At 42.1% G+C, this 24,680-nt stretch carries 22 protein-coding genes, 1 pseudogene and 1 riboswitch; of the genes and pseudogenes, 20 read left to right on the top strand and 3 right to left on the bottom strand.

Going from position 1 to position 24,680, the window contains the following annotated elements; genetic code table 11:
- Positions 1-41 precede the first annotated feature (41 nt).
- From rocF to U2H13_RS19685, 4 genes are all read left to right on the top strand, one after another.
- On the top strand, positions 42-932 hold the full coding sequence (rocF, locus tag U2H13_RS19700; RefSeq protein WP_007407883.1) for an arginase: 891 nt from the start codon (positions 42-44) through the stop codon (positions 930-932).
- A gap of 130 nt (positions 933-1,062) precedes the next feature.
- Positions 1,063-2,178, top strand: a complete 1,116-nt coding sequence (locus tag U2H13_RS19695; protein ID WP_014419331.1) for an aspartate phosphatase — start codon at positions 1,063-1,065, stop codon at positions 2,176-2,178.
- On the top strand, positions 2,165-2,299 hold the full coding sequence (locus U2H13_RS19690; protein ID WP_004393139.1) for a hypothetical protein: 135 nt from the start codon (positions 2,165-2,167) through the stop codon (positions 2,297-2,299). Before U2H13_RS19695 ends, U2H13_RS19690 begins: the two co-directional genes overlap by 14 nt.
- A gap of 47 nt (positions 2,300-2,346) precedes the next feature.
- Entirely contained in the window at positions 2,347-2,820 is a 474-nt protein-coding gene (locus U2H13_RS19685) for a GNAT family N-acetyltransferase (RefSeq protein WP_022554029.1), read from the top strand.
- A gap of 29 nt (positions 2,821-2,849) precedes the next feature.
- Here U2H13_RS19685 and U2H13_RS19680 read toward each other — a convergent pair whose 3' ends face one another.
- A complete protein-coding gene (locus tag U2H13_RS19680) occupies positions 2,850-3,830 on the bottom strand; it encodes an aldo/keto reductase (RefSeq protein ID WP_014419329.1) in 981 nt (326 codons plus the stop codon).
- Between the two features lie 183 nt (positions 3,831-4,013).
- Here U2H13_RS19680 and U2H13_RS19675 point away from each other — a divergent pair, with 183 nt between their 5' ends.
- From U2H13_RS19675 to U2H13_RS19640, 8 genes are all read left to right on the top strand, one after another.
- Positions 4,014-4,763, top strand: a complete 750-nt coding sequence (locus U2H13_RS19675) for a YiiX/YebB-like N1pC/P60 family cysteine hydrolase (RefSeq protein WP_032863861.1) — start codon at positions 4,014-4,016, stop codon at positions 4,761-4,763.
- 10 nt (positions 4,764-4,773) lie between these two features.
- Entirely contained in the window at positions 4,774-5,937 is a 1,164-nt protein-coding gene (locus U2H13_RS19670; RefSeq protein WP_376700604.1) for a hypothetical protein, read from the top strand.
- Between the two features lie 127 nt (positions 5,938-6,064).
- Positions 6,065-6,760 carry an ABC transporter substrate-binding protein gene (locus U2H13_RS19665; RefSeq protein ID WP_376700603.1) on the top strand — a complete coding sequence of 232 codons (696 nt, stop codon included), beginning with the start codon at positions 6,065-6,067 and terminating at the stop codon, positions 6,758-6,760.
- Positions 6,761-7,047: 287 nt separating this feature from the next.
- Positions 7,048-7,176: a hypothetical protein gene (locus tag U2H13_RS19660; RefSeq protein ID WP_260564669.1), complete on the top strand. Its 129-nt coding sequence runs from the start codon at positions 7,048-7,050 to the stop codon at positions 7,174-7,176.
- Between the two features lie 153 nt (positions 7,177-7,329).
- Positions 7,330-7,500: a CxxH/CxxC protein gene (locus tag U2H13_RS19655; protein ID WP_004393147.1), complete on the top strand. Its 171-nt coding sequence runs from the start codon at positions 7,330-7,332 to the stop codon at positions 7,498-7,500.
- 80 nt (positions 7,501-7,580) lie between these two features.
- Entirely contained in the window at positions 7,581-8,060 is a 480-nt protein-coding gene (gene rlmH, locus U2H13_RS19650) for a 23S rRNA (pseudouridine(1915)-N(3))-methyltransferase RlmH (protein WP_033574293.1), read from the top strand.
- 246 nt (positions 8,061-8,306) lie between these two features.
- Positions 8,307-9,212 (top strand): DUF1837 domain-containing protein, encoded by a 906-nt coding sequence (locus tag U2H13_RS19645; RefSeq protein ID WP_254003496.1) that lies wholly within the window; start codon positions 8,307-8,309, stop codon positions 9,210-9,212.
- Positions 9,209-11,767: a DEAD/DEAH box helicase gene (locus U2H13_RS19640; RefSeq protein ID WP_254003495.1), complete on the top strand. Its 2,559-nt coding sequence runs from the start codon at positions 9,209-9,211 to the stop codon at positions 11,765-11,767. The genes U2H13_RS19645 and U2H13_RS19640 overlap by 4 nt, the downstream gene beginning before the upstream one ends.
- A 749-nt stretch (positions 11,768-12,516) precedes the next feature.
- Here the strand turns inward: U2H13_RS19640 and U2H13_RS19635 are convergent.
- Positions 12,517-12,849 (bottom strand): annotated as a pseudogene (locus tag U2H13_RS19635) (fructose-bisphosphatase class III); the annotation flags it as partial.
- A gap of 232 nt (positions 12,850-13,081) precedes the next feature.
- On the opposite strand from U2H13_RS19635, the gene U2H13_RS19630 reads away from it, so the two are divergent.
- The 6 genes from U2H13_RS19630 to U2H13_RS19605 all read left to right on the top strand — a co-directional run bounded on the left by U2H13_RS19630 (position 13,082) and on the right by U2H13_RS19605 (position 19,422).
- The gene (locus U2H13_RS19630) at positions 13,082-14,098 is read left to right on the top strand and encodes an aromatic acid exporter family protein (RefSeq protein ID WP_376700602.1); all 1,017 of its coding nucleotides are present in this window, start codon (positions 13,082-13,084) and stop codon (positions 14,096-14,098) included.
- A 68-nt stretch (positions 14,099-14,166) separates the two neighbouring features.
- On the top strand, positions 14,167-15,183 hold the full coding sequence (locus tag U2H13_RS19625) for an XdhC family protein (protein WP_121984299.1): 1,017 nt from the start codon (positions 14,167-14,169) through the stop codon (positions 15,181-15,183).
- The gene (locus U2H13_RS19620) at positions 15,180-15,800 is read left to right on the top strand and encodes an NTP transferase domain-containing protein (protein ID WP_121984298.1); all 621 of its coding nucleotides are present in this window, start codon (positions 15,180-15,182) and stop codon (positions 15,798-15,800) included. Before U2H13_RS19625 ends, U2H13_RS19620 begins: the two co-directional genes overlap by 4 nt.
- Positions 15,801-15,805: 5 nt before the next feature.
- Entirely contained in the window at positions 15,806-18,136 is a 2,331-nt protein-coding gene (locus U2H13_RS19615) for a xanthine dehydrogenase family protein molybdopterin-binding subunit (RefSeq protein ID WP_121984297.1), read from the top strand.
- Positions 18,123-18,965: a xanthine dehydrogenase family protein subunit M gene (locus U2H13_RS19610; protein WP_014419316.1), complete on the top strand. Its 843-nt coding sequence runs from the start codon at positions 18,123-18,125 to the stop codon at positions 18,963-18,965. The genes U2H13_RS19615 and U2H13_RS19610 overlap by 14 nt, the downstream gene beginning before the upstream one ends.
- Complete coding sequence (locus tag U2H13_RS19605; protein WP_376700601.1) at positions 18,958-19,422, top strand: (2Fe-2S)-binding protein; 465 nt, start codon at positions 18,958-18,960, stop codon at positions 19,420-19,422. Before U2H13_RS19610 ends, U2H13_RS19605 begins: the two co-directional genes overlap by 8 nt.
- 50 nt (positions 19,423-19,472) lie before the next feature.
- Here the strand turns inward: U2H13_RS19605 and fbp are convergent, their stop codons facing one another.
- Positions 19,473-21,398 (bottom strand): fructose-1,6-bisphosphatase, encoded by a 1,926-nt coding sequence (gene fbp / locus U2H13_RS19600; protein WP_285001736.1) that lies wholly within the window; start codon positions 21,396-21,398, stop codon positions 19,473-19,475.
- Positions 21,399-21,696: 298 nt separating this feature from the next.
- Positions 21,697-21,777, top strand: a riboswitch (glycine riboswitch).
- A 145-nt stretch (positions 21,778-21,922) separates the two neighbouring features.
- Between fbp and U2H13_RS19595 the strand changes: the two genes are divergently transcribed.
- Entirely contained in the window at positions 21,923-23,269 is a 1,347-nt protein-coding gene (locus U2H13_RS19595) for an amino acid permease (RefSeq protein WP_063636563.1), read from the top strand.
- Positions 23,270-23,409: 140 nt separating this feature from the next.
- Complete coding sequence (locus U2H13_RS19590) at positions 23,410-24,642, top strand: Fic family protein (RefSeq protein WP_065180360.1); 1,233 nt, start codon at positions 23,410-23,412, stop codon at positions 24,640-24,642.
- The last annotated feature ends 38 nt before the right edge of the window (positions 24,643-24,680 follow it).

Here is a 24,680-nt window from a genome sequence, read left to right as displayed (position 1 = left end):
CCGCACAGGACAACATACAACATGTTGAGGTGGAAAAACGGATGAACAAGAATATCTCAGTTATTGGAATGCCGATGGATTTAGGACAAGCACGACGCGGAGTGGACATGGGCCCGAGCGCCATCCGCTACGCGCATCTCATTGAACGGTTATCTGACATGGGGTATGCGGTGGAAGACTTAGGCGACATCCCCGTCAATCGTGAAAAACTCAAAAATGATGAAGAGCTGAAAAATCTGAACTCTGTGCTCTCGGGGAACGAGCAGCTCGCCCAAAAGGTGGACAGCGTCATTGAGAATGAGCGGTTCCCTCTCGTCTTGGGCGGCGATCACAGCATCGCGATCGGAACGCTGACAGGAACGGCAAAGCACTATAAACAGCTCGGCGTCATCTGGTACGACGCGCACGGCGACTTAAACACCCTGGAAACGTCGCCGTCAGGCAATATTCACGGAATGCCGCTGGCCGTCAGCCTCGGCGTCGGGCACGACACATTGGTGAACCTGGGCGGGTATGCCCCGAAAATCAAGCCGGAGAACGTCGTCATCATCGGCGCGAGATCGCTTGATGAAGGCGAGCGTGAATACATTAAGGAAACAGGCATGAAGGTCTATACGATGCATGAGATTGACCGCCTCGGCATGACAAAGGTCATTGAAGAAACCATTGACTACTTGTCAGACTGTGACGGCGTTCACCTCAGCCTTGACCTCGACGGCCTTGATCCGAGCGACGCACCCGGCGTAGGCACGCCTGTCGTCGGCGGCATCAGCTACCGTGAAAGCCACTTGGCAATGGAAATGCTGTATGATGCCGACATCATCACTTCAGCTGAATTTGTCGAAGTCAACCCGATCCTCGATCACAAAAACAAAACCGGCAAAACAGCGGTCGAGCTGGTAGAATCTTTGTTGGGAAAAAAACTATTATAAAATATGCGCCTCCGCACTTGCGGGGGTTTTTTTGTTGCCACGAGGAAACTAGCGGGCTGTCACCCTCTTTTTAGACCTGTAAATATGATATATTTATTACACAAAATGGGAAAGGGAGGTGTCCTGACAGATGGCTGAAGTGATGGCCCACGAAACAGTTGCGAAAAAAATCAGTGACTGGTATGAGGAAATCAAAAAGCACAACACCGAATCGGCTGAGGCGTTAAGAGAACAACTGCTTACGGATCTGCAAAATATGACACAAAATCAAACGGTGCTCCTTTATTTTAATTTAATTGATTCCCGCTATAAGCTTTTAATGGAAGAGTATGAGAAAACAGACGGCATTTTAAAAACGATCCAGCTGAACGCCGATAAAGAAAAAACAGACCAGATGATTCAATACTATTATTATTTCTTTTCCGGAATGCACGAGTTTTACCGTAAACGGTTTATGAACGCCATTAATTTTTACCGGATTGCTGAAAGCAGGCTCCGGCACATACCGAATGAGATTGAAAGAGCCGAGTTTAATTATCAAGTGGCGATTGCCTACTATGAAATCCGCCAAAACTACTTTGCGATGAACCACGCGGAAAAAGCGTTGGAGATCTACAAAGCCAATGAAATGTACGCGGTCAGAGAAGCACAGTGTTTAATGGTGATCGGCTGTAACAGAATGGACTTGTTTCACTACCAGAAAGCCGAAGAGCTCCTGCAGACGGCGGTTCATCAAGCCGCCAAAGCGGGCGATCCGCATATTGAGGCGCTCGCCCACTTTAACGCAGGCATTTGCTATGAAAGACAGGAAAAGCTTGAGGAGGCGCGGGTCGAGTTTGAAACGGCTCTCGATCAAAAGGAGCATTTGCAATCAGCATATTCGGTGCGGAGTCTGTACATGCTGGCCAGAGTGTTATTGAAACAGGAACAGATGGATGAGGGCCGGTTTTGGCTGCATAAAGCGCTGAATGCCGCTGAAGAAAAAAACGAGCCCGTATACACCCAAAAGCTGCGCATCTTACAGCATGTCTTTATTGACCAGAGTGAAGAATCGCTTGAATCAGCTTTCGCCGAGTTAAGAAGGAAAGAGCTGTGGAGTGACGTTTCCGATTTGTCGTATCAAGCCGCGGCGCATTTTAAAAAACAGGAGAATTACAAACTGGCGGCGAAGTATTTTCAGGAATCAATTGATGCCAATGACCAAATTTTGAGATTAACGGAGGGGATTCGTAATGAAAACATGTAAATTCATTGTACTCTCAGCAGCCTTGGCAAGTCTCATTTCGATTGGATTATTTGCGCAAACTGGTTCAACGGCACAAGCCGACCAAATCATAAAACCGGCGGAAAACGGAGCCTTCGGATAATACTGCATGATACCGCTTTCAGTCCGTGTTTTGTAAGGAGTGATTCAATGGCTATCACGCTGCAGCCGATGACAGGACAAGAATTTCAGTCCTATCTCGCCCATTCAACCAAGCATTACGCTGAAGAAAAGGTAAAAGCGGGAACATGGCTGCCTGACGAAGCGCCGGAATTAGCGGAGCTGGCGTTTGAAGACCTGCTTCCTGACGGCTTGGAGACGGCCGATCACTATTTATGGACGCTGACATTGGACGGAAAGGAAAATGCCGGCTGGCTGTGGCTTCACGCCGATCCGGACCACCCGCAGCAGGACGCATTTATTTATGATTTCGGCCTTCATCCGCCTTTCCGCGGCAAAGGCTATGCAAAAGAGGCACTCGCAAGGCTGGAGGACAAAGCCAAAGACCTGGGTGTCCGCAAGATTTCTCTCCATGTGTTCGCTCATAACGAAACGGCGCGGAAGCTGTATGAGAAGACGGGATTTCTGGAGACGGATGTCATCATGAGCAAAAAGCTGTCGTGAAAAGGGGCCCGCACGCTGGGCCTCTTTTGTTATTCATCTAACAATGTCATCATGTGTTCCGGATAACGCTCGCCGGCCGCGGTGCCGATCGGAAACATCTCATCCAAACGCGCCTTCACATCCTCGGGAAGCACAATGTCGAGAGCGGCGAGGTTCTCTTCCAAGTAGTGTTTCTTTTTTGTGCCCGGAATCGGAATGAGGTCATCGCCGTTTGCGAGAACCCATGCGAGCGCAAGCTGAGGCGCGGTGATATTCATTTCCCGGGCAATGGCGGTAAGTTTTTGGACTAGCCCTATATTCACCGCCAAATTGTCTCCCTGGAATCTCGGCGTTCTTCTTCTGTAATCATCGGCATCCAGCTGATCGGTCGACGTCATCTTTCCGGAAAGAAAACCTCTGCCGAGCGGACTGTAAGGCACAAAAGAGATGCCGAGCTCACGGCAGGCGGGCAGCACATGCTCCTCCGCTTCCCTGCTCCATAAAGAATATTCCGATTGAAGCGCGGCAATCGGATGAATGCGGACGGCGCGCCTGATCGTTTCTGCGGAAGCCTCTGACAATCCGATATACCTCACCTTTCCTTCGTCTATCAGCTCCTTCATGGCGCCGACAGTTTCTTCAATCGGCACCCGCGGATCAACCCGGTGCAGATAGTAAAGGTCGATATAATCCGTCCCGAGACGTTTCAGACTGGCGTCACACGCTTTTTTCACATAATCGGGCCGGCCGTTGATTTCGATAAACTCACCCTTTTCGCTTCGGACATAACCGAATTTCGTCGCGAGGCACAGCTCCTTTCTGAATGGGGCGAGCGCTCTGCCGACAAGTTCTTCATTCGCACCCAATCCATATTGATCAGCCGTATCAAACAAATTCACACCGAGATGAACGGCATGATGCAGTGTGGAAATCGAATCTTCCTCACTCTGGCTGCCATAGTATTCCGACATGCCCATGCACCCTAACCCCATTGCGGAAACCCGCATCGAACCGATCGTTCTGTCCTTCATATGTCCTCCCCCTTTCTTGTATGATAACCGGATTTCCTTATATTTGAAAATGTTTTATGCATAAGATTTACATATTGTTATAAAATTTTTAAAAATCCGTAAATTGTATATTTTTTTATCGCAATTCCGTCATATAATACAAATGTGGAAAAATTATACTCAAAGAAAAGAGGCGAAGTCATGATGTGTAAAAAGCTGTTCAAAGCCGTCCTCCCGTTTGCCCTGTCATTCACCATGGTTCTGTCGTTCTCCGGTATGAATGTAAAAGCGAAAGAAACAGAAACAGCCCGCTACGCAAAAGAAATCGCAGAGCTTCAGCAGGGCACGACTCCCCAAGACGTTCTCCAATCCGCCAAAGAGCTTGCCAAACAGAAGCACGTTTCAACAGAAGCAATTCTCAAGCAGTTTCATCAAGAAATCACGGCAGACAAGGTGCAAGGAAATGTAATCGCTTCCAAAGAAGGGATCTCTGCGATGGGCGGATCGTCAGGAACCAAAAAACTTCCGAAAAGCACAAAAGGCAATATTTATTACACGAACTCATACACGGCTTATTACAACCACGGGCATGTCGGCATGTATTCATCCGCTGATAAAATTGTCGAATCCGTGCCGGGAGACGGCGTCCGCCAGATTGCTTATAACGGCAGAGAAGTCGAAGACAATTCAATCGTCCAGACCGTAAAAGTCACCGACGCCCAAAAACAAGCCGCCGCTGACTGGGCTGTATCAAGAGTCGGTGATGAGTACTCCTTCAACTTCGTCAATAACAGAAATACGGGCCATGAAGGCGCCAAAAACTGCTCAAAACTGCTGTGGTCGGCATTCCTCTTAAAAGCCGGGATTGATATCGACTCTAACGGCGGCTTAGGCGTATACCCGCGCGACATCACAAGCTCGTCCTACACAACCACGATTCTGACCATTCACTAAGGAGAACAACGTGAAAAAAATCATCTGGATACCCTTAGTAATCATCGCCGCCGCAGCGGTCTTATGCTTCTTCTATTTCCGCACGGAAGATCCTGCGGAGGTTGCGAGAGACACATTAAATGACCCTGATTTTCTGAAAGATAAAGAGACGCTGCTGTATTTCTCCACTGCGGCTGACCAAGACACGTTCGGCGGCGGAAAAAGCTACGCCCTCTTCGCCGATGAAAAAGGACGGCTTTCTTCTTATCACATGAAGGGGCTTGAGCTCGGATCGGCCAAAGTGCATGACGGCAGCGTGCTGCTGGAGGACAAAAAAGGAATCTACACCGTTCAGGGCGGCCTTCACACGTATAAAAGAGCGTACCAGCATACGGGAGACAGCGCGGGATATATCGAACGGGCGAAAGGCTTTTACACGCTGTATAATTCGGGCTACGACAAGAGCGGCGGCAGCTATCGCTCAGAGCTGTACCGCCAGATTGACGGCAAGTGGAAGCAAGACGTCATCCCGCACTATATCCGCGCTTCAGGCTTTTTTAAAGATCATCTTTTCGCACTCACGCCGACAGATGACGAAAAAGGCTATCACATCCAAGACATTCAGGCTGATAAAGAAAAGCTCCATACAACATCAATCGCGACGTGGACGTATAAAGAAGGCACGTCTGTCGAATCCCAGCTCGCCGCGGACGACAGCGCCGTCTGCTTTGTCACCAGAGGGGAAAAAGCAGATCACATCTATCAAATGGTGAAAGTCATGAAAAACAGCGGCGCCATCAAAACGTATGACATCGCCGCTTATAAAAATGACGAACAGACGATCTATGACTCCATGCCGTTCAGCTTCAAAAAAAGCTTTTTCATGGAGCGGCGCAGCTTCTATTTCGTTGACGGCTTCGGAAACGTGTACCGTATCAACTCTGAGACCGGAAAAAGCAAAAAAGCCTTCACCCTCCCCGCATCACGAATGAAAGCCGACTTCAAAGAGCTGACGCATCAAAACGGAAAGCTGTATCTGTTTACGTACAGCTACAAAAAGCCCGCCAAAATCGAATCCTTCGACCTGAAAACGGGCAAAAAACTGAACGGCCTGACCATCCCGGGTCTGAAAGACATCGTGACACCGAAAAGCCATCTCAAGCTGTATGATGTGCAGGTGATGGGCGGGTTTTGAGAAGGAAAAGCAGTCATCATAATGAAAACACAAACTTTGGATTATATAAACAAAAAAACCTTTTATTGGTTTACTTGTACTCGTTTGAGGATATAGAGTAGTAGACTGAATAAAAGGAGGATATATAGTGAAAAAACGTTTCAAATGGTTTGTGGGAGTAGTTATTTTTGTTTTTATGTTCAGTTTTTCAGGTGTGACAGAAGCTATTAGTACAAAGAAAATAAAAGATGAAATCACATGCCCTGTCTGTGATAAAACGATTAAGTCTGAAGGAAGTAAAAAAGACAGACAAAAAGCTTTGGATATCGTCAAAGACAGAGATGATTTGGATATGGATAAAACAGAAGTCTTTGTGACTGTTTTAAATAATAAAGATCATAAGATTGCATTGGTTCATTATGAAGATCAGCAAAATCATTCATTTGCGCAGAGGTATATTAATTTAAACACTGAGCAAATCGTTTTATCAGTAGAGGGTATAGGAAAATGGGACAAAGAAAAAAAGGAAGGAAACTTCAAATTAAGAGTTGGAGATAAGGAAATTATTAATGAAGATTTTAATCAAGATGGTTTAAAAGGCAAGGGGAATAATGCTTTATTGAACTCTGTCAAAAAAGCATCTCCGGCAAAATCAAAATTGGAGTCCTGTAACGATTTAGTCACAAAAATGCTGGGGCTGGGATCCAGTATTGCTTGTGCAGGTGCTTGTATGGCTGTCGGAGGTGCTGTCGGCGCAGTAGTGTGCTCGCCCTTATGTTTAGCAATTGAAAATGGAGTTGGCGAAGCAGGTGCTAAAGAAATTTGTGAACAATTCTTTGGTTGAAATATGCAGATTTGAAAAGAGCTTGCCGCTTTTGGTAAGCTTTTTATAATGAAACGTTACTGCAAGAAAGAAGGTGTTCATTTGAAATCATTCAGTATCTTCTTATTGTTGTCCGTCATTTGTATAACCATTGTTTTTGTCATAATGAATATGTTGATTGGATACCCTGATATGAGCAACGGGGCATTGATTATGATTGTATATATCGTTGTGACCCTCATGATAAGGCTATATAACAAGAGAAAAGCCCACCGAACATAGAGATAGAGGAATTTAGGAGGGAGCCGATGAAGAAAAAGCTTGCCGCGTTTTTAAATGACGGAAAGATGGACTGGATAGATGTATGCCGTACGCTGCTGGCGTGTCTATTAGGAATTCTGTTCGTCCTTCGCTTAGAAAAAAGAGAAAACACGTAAAGAGCCGGATGCTGAAAACACCGGCTCTTTTTGCGCGTGATTTGCCGAATTGTGGATAAAACTCAGCCCGAAGCACTACTAACATGTGTATAAATAGGTTATATTGAAAAGAGAACAATTGCCGCGCGCAAAAGAAAATCGGAGGATGTAACAATGAAAACCGCTTATTATTCTTGTGAAGAACATATCGAAACCGTGCTGGACATGTACATAGATGATCATGAGCTTCCGCCCGAAATCAGAAAAATCGAACATACTAACAGTTTATCCACAGCCTGTGAATTATGTGGGGACACTGCAACATATCTAGTAGGGAACGAATGATCCTACACAAAATACAGAAAAGATATCCACAATTGTGGACAATATATATGAATAACTTGTTTCTAAAGTGGGGATGACCTGTGAATATCAATATTGTGACCATCGGAAAACTAAAAGAAAAATACCTCAAGCAAGGCATTGAAGAATACAAAAAACGACTCTCAGCCTACGCAAAAATCGACATCATTGAACTCCCGGACGAAAAAGCGCCGGAAAACCTGAGCGACCAAGACATGAAAATCGTCAAAGACAAAGAAGGCGATCGCATCCTGGCCAAAATCAGCCCGGACACCCACGTCATCGCCCTCGCCATCGAAGGAAAAATGAAAACATCCGAAGAACTGGCCGATACAATAGATAAGCTGGCGACTTATGGAAAAAGCAAAATCACCTTCGTCATCGGCGGCTCACTCGGCCTAAGCGACGCCGTCATGAAACGCGCAGACGACAAGCTGTCATTCTCGAAGATGACATTTCCTCATCAGCTCATGCGGCTGATTTTAGTGGAGCAGATTTACCGGGCTTTTCGGATTAATCGTGGGGAGCCTTATCATAAGTAGACAATTTAAGTTGAAAATATAATGTGAAGGTACATTAACTAGCTTAGTGTTTAGATTTTTTTAATATGAAGTTATTTGCAAATAATTGCATTTAATGTATCGACCCCGTAATAAATGTTATTAAAAAAGAATTGGTTTAATATGGACTCTAAACGAAATTAGAAAACAAAAGTTTAAGTTGTAAAGAGCTTAAATAAAATTTTTTGCAGAGATTACCAAAAAATATTTTTTGTAAGGAGAAAAATTATGGAATTAAGCTTAGGATCAACTGATTTTCTAAAAGTTTTTAAGCTCCTAGATACCCATGATTTTAGTAATACCGGAAGTAAAGTGAACTTATTTTTATGTCCCATAAATGCCAATAAATTCGATTATAATAGGATCATTAATGAATTAATAGAACCTGTAGCAGATTTTGCTATATCAAGAAAAGTGAAAAAATCATATTCTAATAGACCTATGACTCTTTCCAAAGTAGCTCGTGAGAAGTTTGTTGAGTATAAAAAAAATACAGGCGAACTAGGAGAGTTTTTATTATATTGCTTTTTAGAAGGTCATTTAAAAGCTCCAAAAATTTTTTCAAAGCTGGAAATGAAAACTTCAACAAGTATGTATGTAAATGGTTCAGATGGTGTGCATTTTTTAAAAACTCCTGATAACAACTATCAATTAGTATTTGGTGAATCAAAGACTATAAAAGAACTAAATACAGCTATGTCGGAAGCTTTTAAATCAATATATCAATTTATTAATGAGATTAATGATAAGGGTAATAAAAAAAGTGGGATTAACTTCGAAAAAAGGCTTATAAGTGATAATTTAGATCACGAAAGCTGGACAAAAGAGGAGAAAGAATTTTTAACAAAGTTAATTTATCCAACTAATGATGGGGAATTTTATGTAGATGATGCCTTTGGTATTTTCGTTGGTTTTCAAATAACTCTTACAGATGAACTGAAAAAAATGAGTAGTCCTGATTATAGAAAAACTATTGAAGAAGAAGTTAAATCACAAGTCAAAAAAGAATTAAAGCATATAGATACTTTAATAAAAAAATATGAATTATATGGATACTCTTTATATATATATGCCATACCATTTACTGAACTAGATAGAAGTCGAAAAGAAATAATGAAAGGAATAACAATATGAGTTTTCTTAAGGAACTTGCTAGCAAAGCTCTTAAAGATCCCTATTTAGAATCATTAATATACAAAATAGAAAAAATGTATGGCTATAAGCTTGTTGGGTACTCAGAAAAAGAAAATTTGAATAAAAAAGAGTACAATGACTTACTAAGATTTGCTGATATACTTTGTAGATCAGACGAGACAGAAGCCCGTAACCTTTCTTATAAGATTATCAGTTTATTGTACAATTTTTATAATGAAGATCAATTTTTTAAAATGCAAGCTGCAACTGTAATGGTTAAACTAGGTAATTTTCCTTCACTTCAACTTGCAGTTAATAATGAAAAAATACTCCTAGATGAAGTGAAAATAGAATCCATAATTAAAGAAACTTATCAAAAGGCCCCAAATTCAAAATATGTATTCTCAGATGCTCAATATAAGGTTTTTGAAGAATTGAAAGATAGTAATCACTTTAGTTTTTCTGGACCTACCTCTTTCGGAAAATCATTTATAATTGAATCGTTTATAAAATATCTTATAAGAGAAAGAAATGCATCAGATAATATTGTTATTCTTGTACCTACAAGAGCATTAATAAATCAAGTTAAATTTAAGCTTATAAAAGAGATATCTGAGCAAAAATATAAAATATTGTCTCAGCCTACTGTACCTACACTCTATAAAAATAAAGGAAATAAGTATATTTTTGTATTTACTCCTGAAAGGTTAATTTCATATTTATCAAATGATAATCCCGCAATCAATCATATATTTGTAGATGAGGCACAAAAACTAATATCTGAAAATGATTCAAGAGCTCCTCTATTTTATCATGCTTTAATGTTGGCTAAAAGAAAAAGTGTAAATCTTTATTTCGCTTCACCTAACATCATAAATAGCGAAATATTTTTACGATTATTTGGTAACAGCACAGATGAAACTCTAAGTATTACAGAAAATTCAGTATCACAAAATAGATTCTTTATAGATTGTATAGAAAAAAAAGCATTAATGTTTTCTGAAAATGGTAAGGAAATTGAAATTACATATAACGGCTATTCTAGTGAAGAACATACTAATTTGAGAAATGCCATTAAAATTATAGGAAGAGATGTTCAAAATATAATATATTGTAATACCATTGATGACACTATTAATTATGCTTTACAATTTGCAAAGAGTTCGAACTTTAAAAATGATCCCCATTTAGAATCATTGATAGAATTGGTGCAAAAAACTATGCATGAAGAATATTATTTAGTCGATTGTCTAAAAAAAGGAATAGCTTTTCATTTTGGAGGGCTACCACAAAGAATCAGAGAAAAGATTGAATTATTATTCCGTGATAAAGTTATAGATAATATTTTTTGCACATCCACTCTATTAGAAGGTGTTAATTTACCAGCAAAGAATATTTTTATTTTAAGCAATGCTATTGGTCTCAAACCATTTTCTGATATAGATTTTTGGAATTTAGCAGGTCGTGCTGGAAGACTAACTAAAGATTTAAGTGGTAATATTATTTGTCTAAGGTTAATTAAGAAAAAAAACAGATGGGATAAACCTAAGAAGAACTTAATGGTAGTAAAAAATAAAAAAGTAAGTAAGGTTGAATCTATTGTAATGACAGATAAAGGAAGGTTCTATACAAACATAGGAAGGTCAATGGAGGGAAAACCATTTACTAGAAAAAGTGTATCAGATAGTGAGAAAAAGATGCTTGATTCTTATGGAAATATATTAGCTTATCACAGTTTGTCTCAAACGGATTCAATTTTAAGGAGTAAATTTATTAAAAATAATAAAGAAGGGACATTAATTCTGAATAAAATTGATGCTAACAACACTGTTCCAAAGGAAATTTTAGCACAAAGTATGAATATTAAACTAAAATATCAAAATGATATTTTAGCCATCGGAAATTTTCTGTCAGAAATTCCCGAGGAAGTAAACTACCGTAACTGCTTAGAAATTCTAAATCAACTTTATAACTATTATAATTGGGAATATGAGGAGTCTGGAGGAAGGAAGCCTTTAGCTAAAAATAAAAATATCCTAACATATTATGCTGTTTTAATGAACTCTTGGATAAATTCAAAACCTTTAAATTTAATCATTAGAGACGCAATAAATTATCTAATTTCCAATGAAAAAGAAATATTTTTAACAAATAACTTGTCTGTACCTTTCAATCCAAAAAATAGATTTCATATTAACAAAATTGTAAATGATGTTACTTCTGATATAGAGAATATATTGCGCTTTAAAGTGAAAAATTATATGTCGAATTATATTTTGCTAGTCGATTTTTTAAATAAGAATGAAGGGGTGAAAAAAAGTGTTAACTGGTCAGATTTTTTAGAGTATGGAACAGATGATTATATAATAATAGAATTACAAAACATAGGCTTTCCTAGGCACCTAGCAACATTCCTCAAAAAAAATTATATTGAGTTCTTTGATATAGAAGATAGTACTATAACTGATTTTTCTGAAGAAGATCTGAAAAACAATTTTGATAAAGAAAGATATTATGAAGAATATATGGAATTAAAAGAGATTCTTGACTGGTAATTTTCTAACAACATCACTTTTATAGAAAAAATTAAGGCGTTTCTTAAGCGTCATATTTCCAATCCTTGTTTTGCTATTGGCCTTAGAAATCTTAACTATTCCTTTAAATACTATAAGATCAAGAATACGTTTCTTGGTCTTGCTTTTTTCATGTGTCAGCTCTACGTCTATTTTTGTACTTCTTGTTTGTTCTTTGCCATTGATCCATCTGATAATATGGGATTTGATGAATGTCCCTCGATCTCGTGGAATCCTTTCTATGAGTCAGGCAATTCTTCATAATCTCATTCCGTTCTCCCATTTGGTTAACGATTCCTTCTGCTCCTGAAATCTTTAAACGCTTTATGATCATTATTAATCTCGTCCATCTAATCCATAGTAGATTAATTGGAAATTTATATTTTATCATAATTTCTCTTGGGGAGTAGTTACGGATAAGAAGTCATTGCAAGGAGTTGTTTCAGTTGTGGAGAGTATTACTAATAGTGTTTAAAAAGTTCCTGGCTCTCATCGCAGGCTCCGGCTAAGTCGTGCAATGGCTTCCATTCACGAATTGTTTCGGTATGAGTGCCATATGTTTTCTCAACTCTTTCATTCAAGCGCCACAGTTCACTTTCTGAATGTGTTTAGTTTTGTCTTCTTTTGAGTCCCATTTTCCAGCCATGAAAAAACCAAGCCAAACAGTTATTTTTATTTCATCTGTCTATCTTGAGGGGAGCATATCATCTTCTCTGAACCCCAAATATTCCTCACTTCATATACCGGTGTTCCCGCAAATTCTCCAAAACCGCAACTTCCTGCAGCAATTCCTCTCCCACATTCGTTTCCTTTCCTTCACTTTCTTCCGCTCAAGCTCTTTGTCCACTAATCGTTTCACCATTAAGACGTGGGAGCCTGGTGCTCAGCACTTCGGCCTTGGAGTCAAAGTGTTTATAGGAGACGAACTGCATGCCGTAGGAGTTGTATATCAGCCTGAAGCGGGCGATGCTTGTTGTGGATTGACAGGCTTTGGAGAAGCCGCCGTCAATGACGATCATTTTTCCGTTTGCCTTGATCGGATTTTCTCCTTTGCTTTCTTTTAATTGACTACATTTCTCCGCTAGCCAAAACTTCACCTCACGTTTCTTAAAGCGCCTTTACTGCAACGAGTCCTCAATAATGTATCACTTTACAATTTTACCTAACCCCAAAAAGAAGCTGTCATTCAAGAATCCCCCTCTGAACAACAGCTTCTTTCGCTTTTTCCCTACGACAGTATAAATCCCTTTGCGTCACGGAAACCTAGTGGAAAAGGTTTCTGAAAGGAGGGGGCGTATGATGAAAAGTGAAAAAATTCAAAACAAAACATCTTTGGTTTGGAAGATGGCGATTGCCTCTGCTGTTTCGTGGGAAGCGGCAAAACTAGTTGGCTCTGATCACCCCTATTTAGCGCCTCTTTCTGTTATCTTATGTTTGCAGCCAACGATAGATCAGTCAATTCGCTTTTCTTTTCATCGTATTGCGGGAACTGCGATTGGGATCATGCTAACGTCCTATCTTGTCAGTCACTTGCCAATGAATGGCTGGATGCTGGGGCTGTTCCTATTAGGCGGTACTTACATTGCGAAGTGGTTACGAATAGATGTAACGGTTCTACATCAGGTAGCGCTCACCATTTTGTTGGTCTTTACGTTTGAACGAAACGCTAAAGATTATGCATTCGACCGAATCATCGATACGGTGATCGGCGTCATCATTGCCATACTGGTTCACATGTTCCTTTTTCCGCCGGACTACACAAAAAAGGCAGCGGACTCTTTTCAAACATTGGCTCGTCAGCTTTCCGGCACACTTTCAGACCTTTCCAAATGGGTGCAATCAGAGTGGGGACAAGGAAAAGGAAACCTCATGGCGTATAGAATGAACCATCTTCTGCAGGAGCTGCATACGGCAAAAGAGATGCTGCAAACAGCCTCTGACAGCTTAAAATTCAACCCCGTCAGAAAAAAACATAAAAACATCATTTCAAGCTATCAAATAGAGATGCAAAAGTTGAACGCCGGATTTGAGTATCTATCAAATATAGTGAAAACGTTAAAAGATTGGGAAAAAGAAGGAGCTTTATCTTCAAGTGACAAAAGGGAGCTGGGGAATGATTTACAAGTGTTAAGTGAATACTTTGCGGGTTTTAAAGGCATACAGCAGGGTGAAACAGACAATTGGAAACAGAAGGAACAGATCATGTTGTTGGAATCTCTCCGCTCCGACATGCTGTCGCACCCGCCGCCCGGTCATAAGGTCTATAAAGACTCTTTTTTTTTAGAAACGAAAAAATTGCTGAAGCGTTTGTAATGTTTTCTGGAAAAAAAGAATATGGATTTACAGATGCAGATATGATCAGGTAAAACGGGGGACATGAAATGGATGATATACACCGGATTTTGGATGTCATCGCCACTTCTAAAAAAGCTAAGGTACTGGCTACCATTATTAAAACAGAGGGGTCCGCTTATAAGAAAGAAGGGGCCTCCATGCTGATTTTAGGGGATAAAACAAGAGTTGGAATGTTATCCGCCGGCTGTCTGGAAGAAGACCTCGTTGAACGGTCAGAACAGGTCTGGGCTGCAGGAGAGCCGTTGATTGTCCGCTTTGATATGAGCGCGGAAGACGATTTATCCTGGGGACAGGGCGTTGGCTGTAATGGTGTTTTGACGGTTTTACTTGAGCCTGTAAAAGGGGAATTGGAACGAAATCTGATGACAGTCAAGACATGCTTAGATGAAAAAAAGTCTGTGACCCGAATGAAACGATTCACTAAAACGTTAGAGCCAAAGGAAGATCTGTACATAGTGGAAGATGGCGAAGTGTTTGGAACCGGGGATGTTATGGAACAAGGCCGTATTCAAAAACTGAGACAGACGGAAAAGGGAATCAAGAGGGATGAACATACCTCTGATTTATTTTTTATCCATCAGATGGTGCCAAAACCTTGTTTATATGTATTCGGAGCAGGGGAAGATGCGAAGCCGTTAGTTTCGTTGGCAGCTGGCACTGGCTTTCATGTGACGGTGATTGACTGGCGTCCCGCTTTATGTCATCACGGCCATTTTCCTGAAGCCGGCCATTTGATAACGGGAGCGCCGGAAGAAGTCATGGAAGGCCTGAGCATGACAAAAAGGGATTTTGTTGTCATTATGACGCACAGCTTTCAAAAAGATCAGATCATTTTACATACATTAAAAAATGAGAATGTGTTTTATAAAGGTGTATTAGGCCCTAGAAGGCGCACCGAGCGGCTATTAGGCGGAGCTGAGATTCCGGAGGATATTCATTCCCCTATCGGACTTCCCATCGGGGCACAGGGCCCTGAAGAGATTGCTGTAAGTATTGTTGGCGAGATGATTAAAGAAATGCGAAAGCAAAGGTCTCGCTTATGAAAACAGCAGCCATTTACCTGGCAGCCGGTACAAGCAGACGCATGGGGACGGATAAGCGAAGTTTGTTTCTCAATGGAGTTTCCCTTGGAAGTATGGCTCTTAAAAATGCCTTGTTATCTGAATTAGATCATATTTTCGTTATAACGGGAAAGGGAGATCCACTGCATTGGCTTTCGGATGTTTTCTTTTTAAATCCTTTATCAAATAAGTGGAGTCAGGCAGAATGTGAGCAAGCGGATAAGGGCCAAGGCCATTCTATACAATGCGGTTTACAAAAAGCGGCAGAGTATGAGGCTGACGCCGTTATCATTCTCCTTGCAGATCAGCCGTTTGTCACCTCAGATATTATCAATACGTTAATTGATTCCTATCAAAAGGAGCGCCGCTATTTATTTATCGCCGCTGAAAATCATCATCTTCCTATGCCCCCCATTTTATTCTCAAATCAATGTTTTCCGGTATTGCATCAGTTAAAGGGAGATCAGGGCGCCCGGCATGTGATCCGTGAAAGTATGATCAATACGGGAAAAATGATCAGCTTTCAAGACCCTTTGCTTTTTTATGACGTCGATACAGTTGAAGATTATACGCTGCTGCTGAATAAATTCGGGGAGTGAATGAGTTGGAGTATATCGGGAAGAGTGTCATTCGAAAAGAGGCCCTTGAAAAAGTGACGGGTAAAGCGAAATATACGGATGATTTTCAAGAAACAGGCACATTACACGCAAAAATGCTGGTCAGTCCATATGCTCATGCCGATATTGTGTCTATGGACTTTTCAGAGGCTTGGAAGATTCCCGGCGTGAGAGCGATATTGGGTGATGAACCTTTTCCGCTTGCAGGTGAAGAAATTAAAGACAGATCGCCGATTGCTTATAAAAGGGTCAGATACCATGGTGAGCCGGTTGCTGTTGTTGTAGCGGAAAATCCGATTACAGCTAAAAAGGCAGCGGATGCCATCAAAGTATCCTATAAACCTCTTCCCGTCGTCAATTCCCCCCGTGAGGCCTTTCAAAAGGATGCGCCGCTCGTCCATGAACATGCGGACCGCTATGAGAAGACAAAAGGTGTATTCCCGGTTCCGAAGACCAATATCGCAAACGTGGATAAGGTTAGAAAAGGAAATATTGAAGACGGGTTTAGGGAAAGTGATGTGACAGCAGAATTCCAGATTTCCTTTAACCCTTCTGATCACGCTGCGATGGAAACAAGATGCTCGATTGTTGAAATTCGGGCGGATGAGGAGATTATCATTACCACATCCTCTCAAGCTCCTTTTGCCATTAAAAAATTAATGCAGTGGTATTTTGGAATCGAACCCGGAAAGGTGATCGTCAAAACGCCTTTAGTAGGAGGAGCGTACGGGGGAAAAGCAGCCGTTCAGTTAGAGGTGATTGCCTATTTGGCATCAAAAGCGGTTGGAGGCCGGCCCGTCAAATTGTTTAATACGAGAGAAGAGGATCTGATCACATCTCCCGTTCATATCGGGTTGGATGCCATTGTCAAATTAGGGGCCACAAAGGATGGAATCTTAAAGGCGGCGGATATTCAGCTTTTATTTGATGGCGGAGCGTATTCTGATAAAGGAGTGGACATCAGCCGGGCTGCGGTGGTTGATTGTACGGGTCCGTACGCGATCGATCATATACGGTGTGATTCATATTGTATGTATACGAATCATCCATATCCAAGTGCATTCAGGGGCTACAGCCATGCTGAAGTGTTATTTGCCTTTGAGCGGACGATGGATGTATTGGCGGAAAAGCTGAACATGGACCCGTTAGAACTCCGCTATAAAAATGCCATTCGTCCCGGTGACACTACACCTACTCAAGTTCTTCTCAATTCAAGCACGGTCGGAAATGTGCCGAAATGCATTGAAAGATTGAAGGAATTAATGAATTGGGACGAGGGACAGCGAATTGAAATCGATGGCCGGAAGATACGGGCGAAGGGAATCAGCTGCATTTGGAAAACCTCAACATTTGATACAAATGCAACGTCCGGGGTTCTTTTAACCTTTAATCCCGATGGAAGCATTAATTTGATGTCAGGGGTAGTGGAAATTGGAACAGGGACAAAAACAGTGCTAGCCCAAATCCTGGCGGAACGAATGAAAATGGATATAAGCAAAATTCATGTAAAAATGCTTATAGATACACAAACAACACCCGAGCATTGGAAAACCGTGGGGAGCAGAGGGACGTTAATGGCCGGAAGAGCCGTACTGAATGCAGCGGAGGAAGCCATTCGAAAGCTTAAGGACGTGGCATCATGTGTGTTGCGGGTTCCTGTCGAGGAATTGGAAGTTGCCGACGGAAAGGTTTATTTTATAGATCATCCTTCTGTACATGTTGAAATAAAAGACATTGCTTACGGATATACGTTTCCAAATGGAAATACCATTGGCGGCCAAATCATTGCGAGCGGCAATTACACATTAACCCGGATGACGAATTTAGACCGGGAAACGGGAAGAGGAAAGCCGGGACCCGAATGGGCTGTCGGTGCTCAGGGAATTGAAGTTGAGTTGGATAAACGGGATTATACGTACAGAATTACTAAAGCCTATTCTGTTGTGGATATGGGAACTGTACTGAATGAAAAAGCGGCAAGGGGCCAAGTGATGGGGGCGATGAGTATGGGAATTGCATTTGGAGGAAGAGAGACCTTTGTATTTGATTCATATGGAAGAGTATTAAATCCTCAGCTTAGAACATACCGCCCCCTTCACTATGGAGAGCAGCCTGAATATATCATTGAATTTGTTGAAACCCCGCATGTGATTGCGCCTTATGGGGCGCGCGGCGGCGGGGAACACGGACTGTTGGGGATGCCGGCAGCATTGGGAAATTGCCTGTCCGCCGCTTTAGGTGTCCAATTGAATCAACTTCCTCTCATTCCCGAACAATTATGGAGGACGCAAGAGGGGTGGAAAGATGATACCGTTTGATTTTGACTATTTTAAACCGAAGACCATTCAAGAAACAACCCGCCTGTTTCACTCGCTTGCGGCCGAAAAGAAAACACCAATGTATTATTCCGGCGGCACGGAAATTATCACGTTAGGAAGGCTGAATATCATCTATACGGATGCGGTGATAGATATGAACGCGCTTCCGGGATTTCAAACCATCCGCTTTTATGAAAATGATCTGGTGATCGGAGCAGGCGTGTCATTAACGAAACTGGAGGAAGAAAATCCATTTCCGCTATTAAGTAAAACAGTCAGTGAAATAGCTGATCGGACGACTCGAAATAAGATCAGCCTGGGCGGAAACATTTGCGGGGGCATCTATTACCGTGAGGCCGTGCTGCCGTTGCTGATTTCTGATAGTTTGATAGGGATTGCAGGGAGAGCGGGGATTCATTACCGTCCCATAAATAAAGTATTTAACAAGGAAATACAATTGCAAAAAGGTGATTTTTTATTTCATGTCGTTGTCGATCGAGCGTACGTTAACCTGCCATTTGTCAGTATCAAAAGAAGACAGCAGTGGAATGTCGGGTATCCATTGGTGACAGTCTGTGCGCTGAAAAAAGATGATGAGATCAGAATGGCCTTCAGCGGCGTATGTCCATTTCCGTTTCGTTCTGCTGAAATGGAGGCTGTGCTTAACGATAAAAGCCGATCAGCAGAAGAAAGAGTACGCAGGTCTTTACAATATGTACCCAAACCTGTTCTTGATGATGCAGAAGGCTCAAGTGAATACCGAATATTTGTCTTGCAACATACAATTTTAGATGCCTTACGGGAATTAGAAGGAGGTCCAAATGTCTGATCCTATTACGTTGAAAGTAAATGGCGAGGAAAGACAGATTACGGTCAGACCGGCTGATACTTTGTTATTTGCTCTTCGCCTTCGTCTCGGATTAACTGGTGCAAAGCCGGGCTGCTTAAATGGGGATTGCGGCGCCTGTACGGTATTAACGGACGGGGTGCCGATGAAATCTTGCTTAATGCTTGCGGCAGAAGGGGAAGGAAAGGACATTACGACAATTGAAGGACTGATCAATACGCCGATTCAAAAGGCCTTTATTGAAAAATTCGCGTTTCAATGCGGTTATTGCACACCGGGTTTTCTCATGAATTGTCATGCTTTAGTGAATACTGAGCCGAATGCAAGTGATGACACGATTAAAAATTGGCTGGAGTCCAATATTTGCAGATGTACGGGTTATAGGGAGATTGATGAAGCGGTTAAATCCGTTTTACATACAGGGAAAGGGACTCATTAGTCCGTCGTAAAAAAAAGAGCCCAGAGAATCATCTCTGAACTCCATATTCTTCACTTCATATACCGATACTCCCGCAGCTTCTCCAAAATCGCCACTTCTTTCATCAATTCTTCACCGACGTTTGTTTCTTTTACTTTCTTCCGCTCCAGCTCTTTGTCGACTAATCGTTTCACTGTTAAGACGTCGGTTCCGGTGCTCAGCACTTCGGCCTTGGAGTTAAAGTGTTTATGGGCGACGAGCTGCATGCCGTAAGAGTTGTATAAGAGTGTGTAGCCGGCGATGCCTGTTGTGGATTGGTAGGCTTTGGAGAAGCCGCCGTCGATGACGATCATTTTTCCGTTTGCCTTGATCGGATCTTCGCCTTCGATTTCTTTTACCGGTGTATGGCCGTTGATGATATGGCCGTGATCCGGGTTGAGGCCGAATTCCTTCAGGATGTTTCGGCAGGCTGCTTCGTCTTCACGCAAATAGTAATACGGATTTTTCTTTTCTTTATGCGTTTCCTTCTCTTTAATGAAGTATCGCTCAAAGGTTGTCATGGCGCGTTTTCCGAAGAGGGAAGAGTATTCGCCTGTCCATAAGTACCACGTCATATCTGTCGCCAGATCATCGGTTTCTTCCGGATGGGCGAAGGCTTCCCGTAAGAACCGTTCAAATACATCGAGCAGCTCACGGCCCGCATAAGCTTTATCCTCTATCATCATCGTTTCCATGCTGCCGTTTTCATCGACGGGAATACAGCCGTGAATCAGCAGGTTGCCGTTATATTTTAAATAAAGGCTGCCTTTTTTCATCATAAAATTCATATGGCGGCCCAGCTTTTCGGAGTTCTGAACAGAGAACAGCAGCTTGTCCATGACTTCCGCTTCTTCTTCTAACAGCTCGTCAGGCTGTTTAGGATTCACCGTCGCAAAGCAGGTGTTTTCCAGTTGATATGTTTTTCCGTTCAGCGTGATTTCATTGCGGTCATAATCGATCTTTTCCAGTAACAGCCGTTCCTCCATATTAAAGTTCGGCCGTCTCTTAATAATCGGGCTCTCAAGCTTGAATTGGATCATCGCGATCGCCTGATGAATTTTTGTGATTTGTTTAATCTCATCTTCCGGTCTGTTTTCGTCCGCTTTCGGGCTGAAAGACGGGTTATCATCGTAATATTTTTCGGCAAGGTTCAATAGCGGTCTCAGATTGATGCCGTAAACGTCTTCAATAATATCCAGATTGTCATAGCGGGCACAGATGCGGATAATGTTTGCCAGGCATACTTTTGAGCCGGAATAAGCGCCTATCCAGAGAACATCATGATTCCCCCATTGAATATCCACTGAATGATAGTTGATCAGTTCTTCCATGATTTTATCCGGCTGCGGTCCGCGGTCATAAATATCGCCGACAACATGCAGATGGTCGACCACCAATCGCTGCGTGCTGTAGGCAAGGCCGGTGATCAGCTTATCGGCCTGGCCGAGCGCAATGATCTGTTCTATGATTTCGGAATAGTATTGTTCCTTGTTGGCGGCTTGTTCTGTTTTGTACAGCAGCTCTTCGGAAATATAAGCAAATTGGGCGGGCAGTGCTTTGCGCAATTTGGAGCGGGTGTACTTGGAAGAACAATAAGAAACGAGCTTAATCATCCGATGAATCGTTTCTTTATACCACTCGTTTAATGCCTCTTTCGTATCAAAGTCATGTTTGATCAGTTTCAGTTTGTCCTCAGGATAATAGACCAAAGCCGCCAGCTCATCAATTTCTCTATCGTAAATGACACCGCTGAAAATATCGCGGATCTTCTCTTTTACCCTTCCTGAACCGTTCCGCAGCACGTGCTGGAATGCCTGATACTCCCCGTGCAGATCACTGACGAAATGCTCGGTTCCTTTCGGCAGGTTCAGTATCGCTTTCAGATTAATGATTTCCGTGACCACTTTTTCTTCACAATCGTATTTTTGTGCGAGCAGATCTAAATATTTCGTTTCCAATCTCGTCCATCCCCTTTTTATTTACGAGCAATTGTATGATAAGGTGAATTTAAAGTATGACATAATGTTTACATTATTAGACCTTATATGATAGTACCGCATAACACCTTTTTGAGACAATGAAAACGGAAAATACGGCGCTTCAGGCATCGAAAATTGGACCGGGATAACGCCGTGAGCTCATCCCCCTATTGACAATGAATTCAACTTCCATTAGAATAAAAAGTTAGCTGATAGGTATTTCTATCAGAAACTCAATACGTAGCAGGCTATGATTGCTGTGGGTCGCACTACAGCAGGAGCGGCTTCTGGAGAGACCGCGGGTTTTCCGCGGCGCCGAAGGGTTCACAATCTCAGGCAAAAGGACAGAAGAGTACCGAATATGTATTTGTCATGCTGTTGATTGTCAGCGGCGCAAATATAATTTGATATTCTTATGACCATGAGATTGGAGGGCATCCAATCTCTTTTTTTATTGGCTTTTTTTGCTCGTCGTTCACTAGAGAGGTAAGGAGGAGTCAGATGTGGAGCAGCGAGAGCTAAAGAGGGACTTATCGAATCGGCACGTGCAGCTGATCGCCATTGGCGGCACGATCGGCACCGGATTGTTTTTAGGGTCCGGTAAGGCGATTCAGCTGGCGGGTCCTTCTATCATCTTTGCGTATTTTATTGTAGGTATTGCGCTTTTTTTCGTCATGCGGGCGCTGGGAGAACTGCTGTTATCTAAAGCGGGCTACCAATCATTAACGGATATTGCCGAAGCGTATTTAGGGCCGCGTGCAGCGTTTGTCACCGGCTGGACCTATTGGTTTTGCTGGATTATGACGGCTATGGCGGATGTGATCGCCGTCGGTGTGTATGTGAAATATTGGTTTGATATTCCGCAGTGGGTTCCTGCACTTATCTGTTTGCTCATTTTATTAGGGCTTAATTTGTTAACGGTTAAGATTTTTGGAGAATTGGAGTTTTGGTTCGCCTTAATTAAGGTAGTCACGATTCTCGCGTTAATTGTCATCGGTGTAGTTCTGCTGGTGATTGGGTTCAAAACGCATACCGGAACGGTTTCAGCGGCGAATCTGTGGGAGCACGGCGGCTTGTTTCCGAACGGATTTTCAGGCTTTTTGCTTTCGTTCCAGATGGTGATCTTCGCCTATGTCGGTGTGGAATTAGTGGGTGTGTCGGCGGCGGAAACGTCAAATCCGAAAAAAAATATTCCGTCCGCTATCAATAAAATTCCATTGCGGATTTTATTTTTCTACGTCGGGGCATTGCTCATTCTTTTATGTATTAACCCGTGGATGCAGTTGAATGCGGCGGAAAGTCCTTTTGTGAAGACCTTCAGTCTGGTCGGTATCCCGTTAGCCGCGGGAATCATTAATTTTGTCGTATTAACGTCTGCCGCTTCTGCTTGTAACAGCGGGATGTTTTCAACAAGCCGGATTTTGTATAACTTAAGCAAAACGAAACAGGCGCCTGCAAGTTTTGCGAAGCTGAATAAAAATCATGTGCCGAGCCGCGCATTATGGATATCGGTTATTGTGCTGTCAGCCGGCGCTCTTTTAAGCAAATTGATACCGGAAGCGGCCTTTGGCATCGTGACAACCATCAGCGCGATTTGTTTCATTTGGGTGTGGGGCGTGATTCTTGTCTGTCATATCAGATACAGGAAAACCCGTCCGGACTTACATGCAAGCTCGTCTTTCAAGGCGCCGTTTGCGCCGTTTATCAATTACGCCGTGCTGGCGCTGTTTGCCGTTATTCTGGTGATTATGCTGTTTGCGGATGCAACGCGCCCGGCTTTGCTGCTGACGCCGCTGTGGTTTATTGGATTATTTCTTATCTATCGGGCGAGAGGGAGAAAGACAGATTGAATTGCTTCAGACGGTGTACTGCCATGCAGTACGCCGTTTTTTGTTTTGATTGGAAAGCGGGAATATTTGTTAGAAATCAGGCTATAATGATTGTATAATTTTAAAAAAGTGTATAATTTTAAATTAAGCGAGGTGGTAATATGAAGTATGAGAAGTTATCTAAGCTTTTTTATAAAATGGATGCTGATTCATATGAGAAAGAATGTAAAAAGAGAACAAGCAGCTATGGCAGTTATTCAACATCATTAAACATACGGGGGTTCCGAAAAGGCCGACCCACGGGCGATTCATTTGAGTTATTCTATGTGAATACACATAAACTCATGAAGCTGAATAATGAAGTGTTGTTAAACAGTTCCAAAATTTCATCCCTTATCAGTCAGCTCCCCGAATTTGCCGTCAAACCTTATTTTGATAAATTAATTATTAATGAAGCACAGAGTAATAATGAAATTGAAGGAATCCGCAGTACAAAAAAAGAATTGAAAGAGGCTCTTAAAGCGTTAGAACAATCCGAGCCCTCACATAAGCGGTTTGTCGGATTGATGAAAACATATCAATTTATAGACCGAATTCCGTCGTTTACAAGCATTCATGACTTTAGGGAATTATATGACGAGCTGGTCGCAGATGAAATCGGAGCAGAAGATGCGCCGGATGGTGAGCTATTCAGAAAAGGCTATGTTGAAGTGAACGATGGGAACATGACCACCCATATCGGCGTTAATTCTGAACAGAAGATAACAGAAGCGCTTGAGGCTTTAATTGCTTATCTTCATGATGAAACACATCCCCAGCTGTATCGTTACATGACAGCTCATTACTACTATGAATACATTCACCCTTTTTATGACGGCAATGGAAGAACAGGACGCCTTATCGTTGGGAGTTATTTGTCCCGATACTTAGAAAAATATTCAGCCATCACTTTTTCTTACGCAGTTAATAAGAACAAAGATAAGTATTATAAGGCATTAGAGGAAATTCCCGCACCTTTAAACCGGGGAGAGCTGACTTTTTATTTAATGGATATGCTGGAATTGCTTCTGTCAGGACAAAAAGGGATTATTGAGGATCTTGAATTTAATTTAATGAAACTGAAACGAATTAGGAACTATATTGATAGCGATCAATGGGCTGATTATAAAGATGAACGTGATATTTTTAATATCATTATCACGATTAATGTATTTGTAAATGATCAGGTTACGCTGTCGGTGCAAGACTTAATGGAGCTCTCAAATAAATCGAGACATAAAATTAACAGAGTAATGGATTATTTAGAACAGCAAGGATTTGTTGAGCTGGTAAGCAGAAGGCCAAAATCTTATAAAATCAGGGAGGATTGTTTAGAGGAGATACTGCCTTCTTAATTCATATTTAAAAAAGCCGCCATATGAATGGCGGCTTT

The organism is Bacillus sp. A1 (assembly GCF_042296235.1).
Taxonomy (GTDB): Bacteria; Bacillota; Bacilli; order Bacillales; family Bacillaceae; genus Bacillus; species Bacillus velezensis.
The sequence above is the reverse complement of the archived record's forward strand: the minus strand, read 5'-3'. Positions and strand labels throughout refer to the sequence as shown.

Bases quoted from the DNA above. Each gene is read 5' to 3' on its own strand.
- U2H13_RS19640 (WP_254003495.1), top strand. From the start codon at position 9,209: ATGAGTTTTCTTAAGGAACTTGCTAGCAAAGCTCTTAAAGATCCCTAT.
- U2H13_RS19690 (WP_004393139.1), top strand. From the start codon at position 2,165: ATGAAAACATGTAAATTCATTGTACTCTCAGCAGCCTTGGCAAGTCTC.
- U2H13_RS19655 (WP_004393147.1), top strand. From the start codon at position 7,330: ATGAAAACCGCTTATTATTCTTGTGAAGAACATATCGAAACCGTGCTG.
- U2H13_RS19660 (WP_260564669.1), top strand. From the start codon at position 7,048: ATGAAGAAAAAGCTTGCCGCGTTTTTAAATGACGGAAAGATGGACTGG.
- U2H13_RS19590 (WP_065180360.1), top strand. From the start codon at position 23,410: ATGAAGTATGAGAAGTTATCTAAGCTTTTTTATAAAATGGATGCTGAT.
- rocF (WP_007407883.1), top strand. From the start codon at position 42: ATGAACAAGAATATCTCAGTTATTGGAATGCCGATGGATTTAGGACAA.
- U2H13_RS19620 (WP_121984298.1), top strand. From the start codon at position 15,180: ATGAAAACAGCAGCCATTTACCTGGCAGCCGGTACAAGCAGACGCATG.
- U2H13_RS19680 (WP_014419329.1), bottom strand. From the start codon at position 3,830: ATGAAGGACAGAACGATCGGTTCGATGCGGGTTTCCGCAATGGGGTTA.
- U2H13_RS19630 (WP_376700602.1), top strand. From the start codon at position 13,082: ATGATGAAAAGTGAAAAAATTCAAAACAAAACATCTTTGGTTTGGAAG.
- U2H13_RS19645 (WP_254003496.1), top strand. From the start codon at position 8,307: ATGGAATTAAGCTTAGGATCAACTGATTTTCTAAAAGTTTTTAAGCTC.
- U2H13_RS19610 (WP_014419316.1), top strand. From the start codon at position 18,123: ATGATACCGTTTGATTTTGACTATTTTAAACCGAAGACCATTCAAGAA.
- U2H13_RS19685 (WP_022554029.1), top strand. From the start codon at position 2,347: ATGGCTATCACGCTGCAGCCGATGACAGGACAAGAATTTCAGTCCTAT.
- U2H13_RS19675 (WP_032863861.1), top strand. From the start codon at position 4,014: ATGTGTAAAAAGCTGTTCAAAGCCGTCCTCCCGTTTGCCCTGTCATTC.
- U2H13_RS19625 (WP_121984299.1), top strand. From the start codon at position 14,167: ATGGATGATATACACCGGATTTTGGATGTCATCGCCACTTCTAAAAAA.
- U2H13_RS19605 (WP_376700601.1), top strand. From the start codon at position 18,958: ATGTCTGATCCTATTACGTTGAAAGTAAATGGCGAGGAAAGACAGATT.
- U2H13_RS19695 (WP_014419331.1), top strand. From the start codon at position 1,063: ATGGCTGAAGTGATGGCCCACGAAACAGTTGCGAAAAAAATCAGTGAC.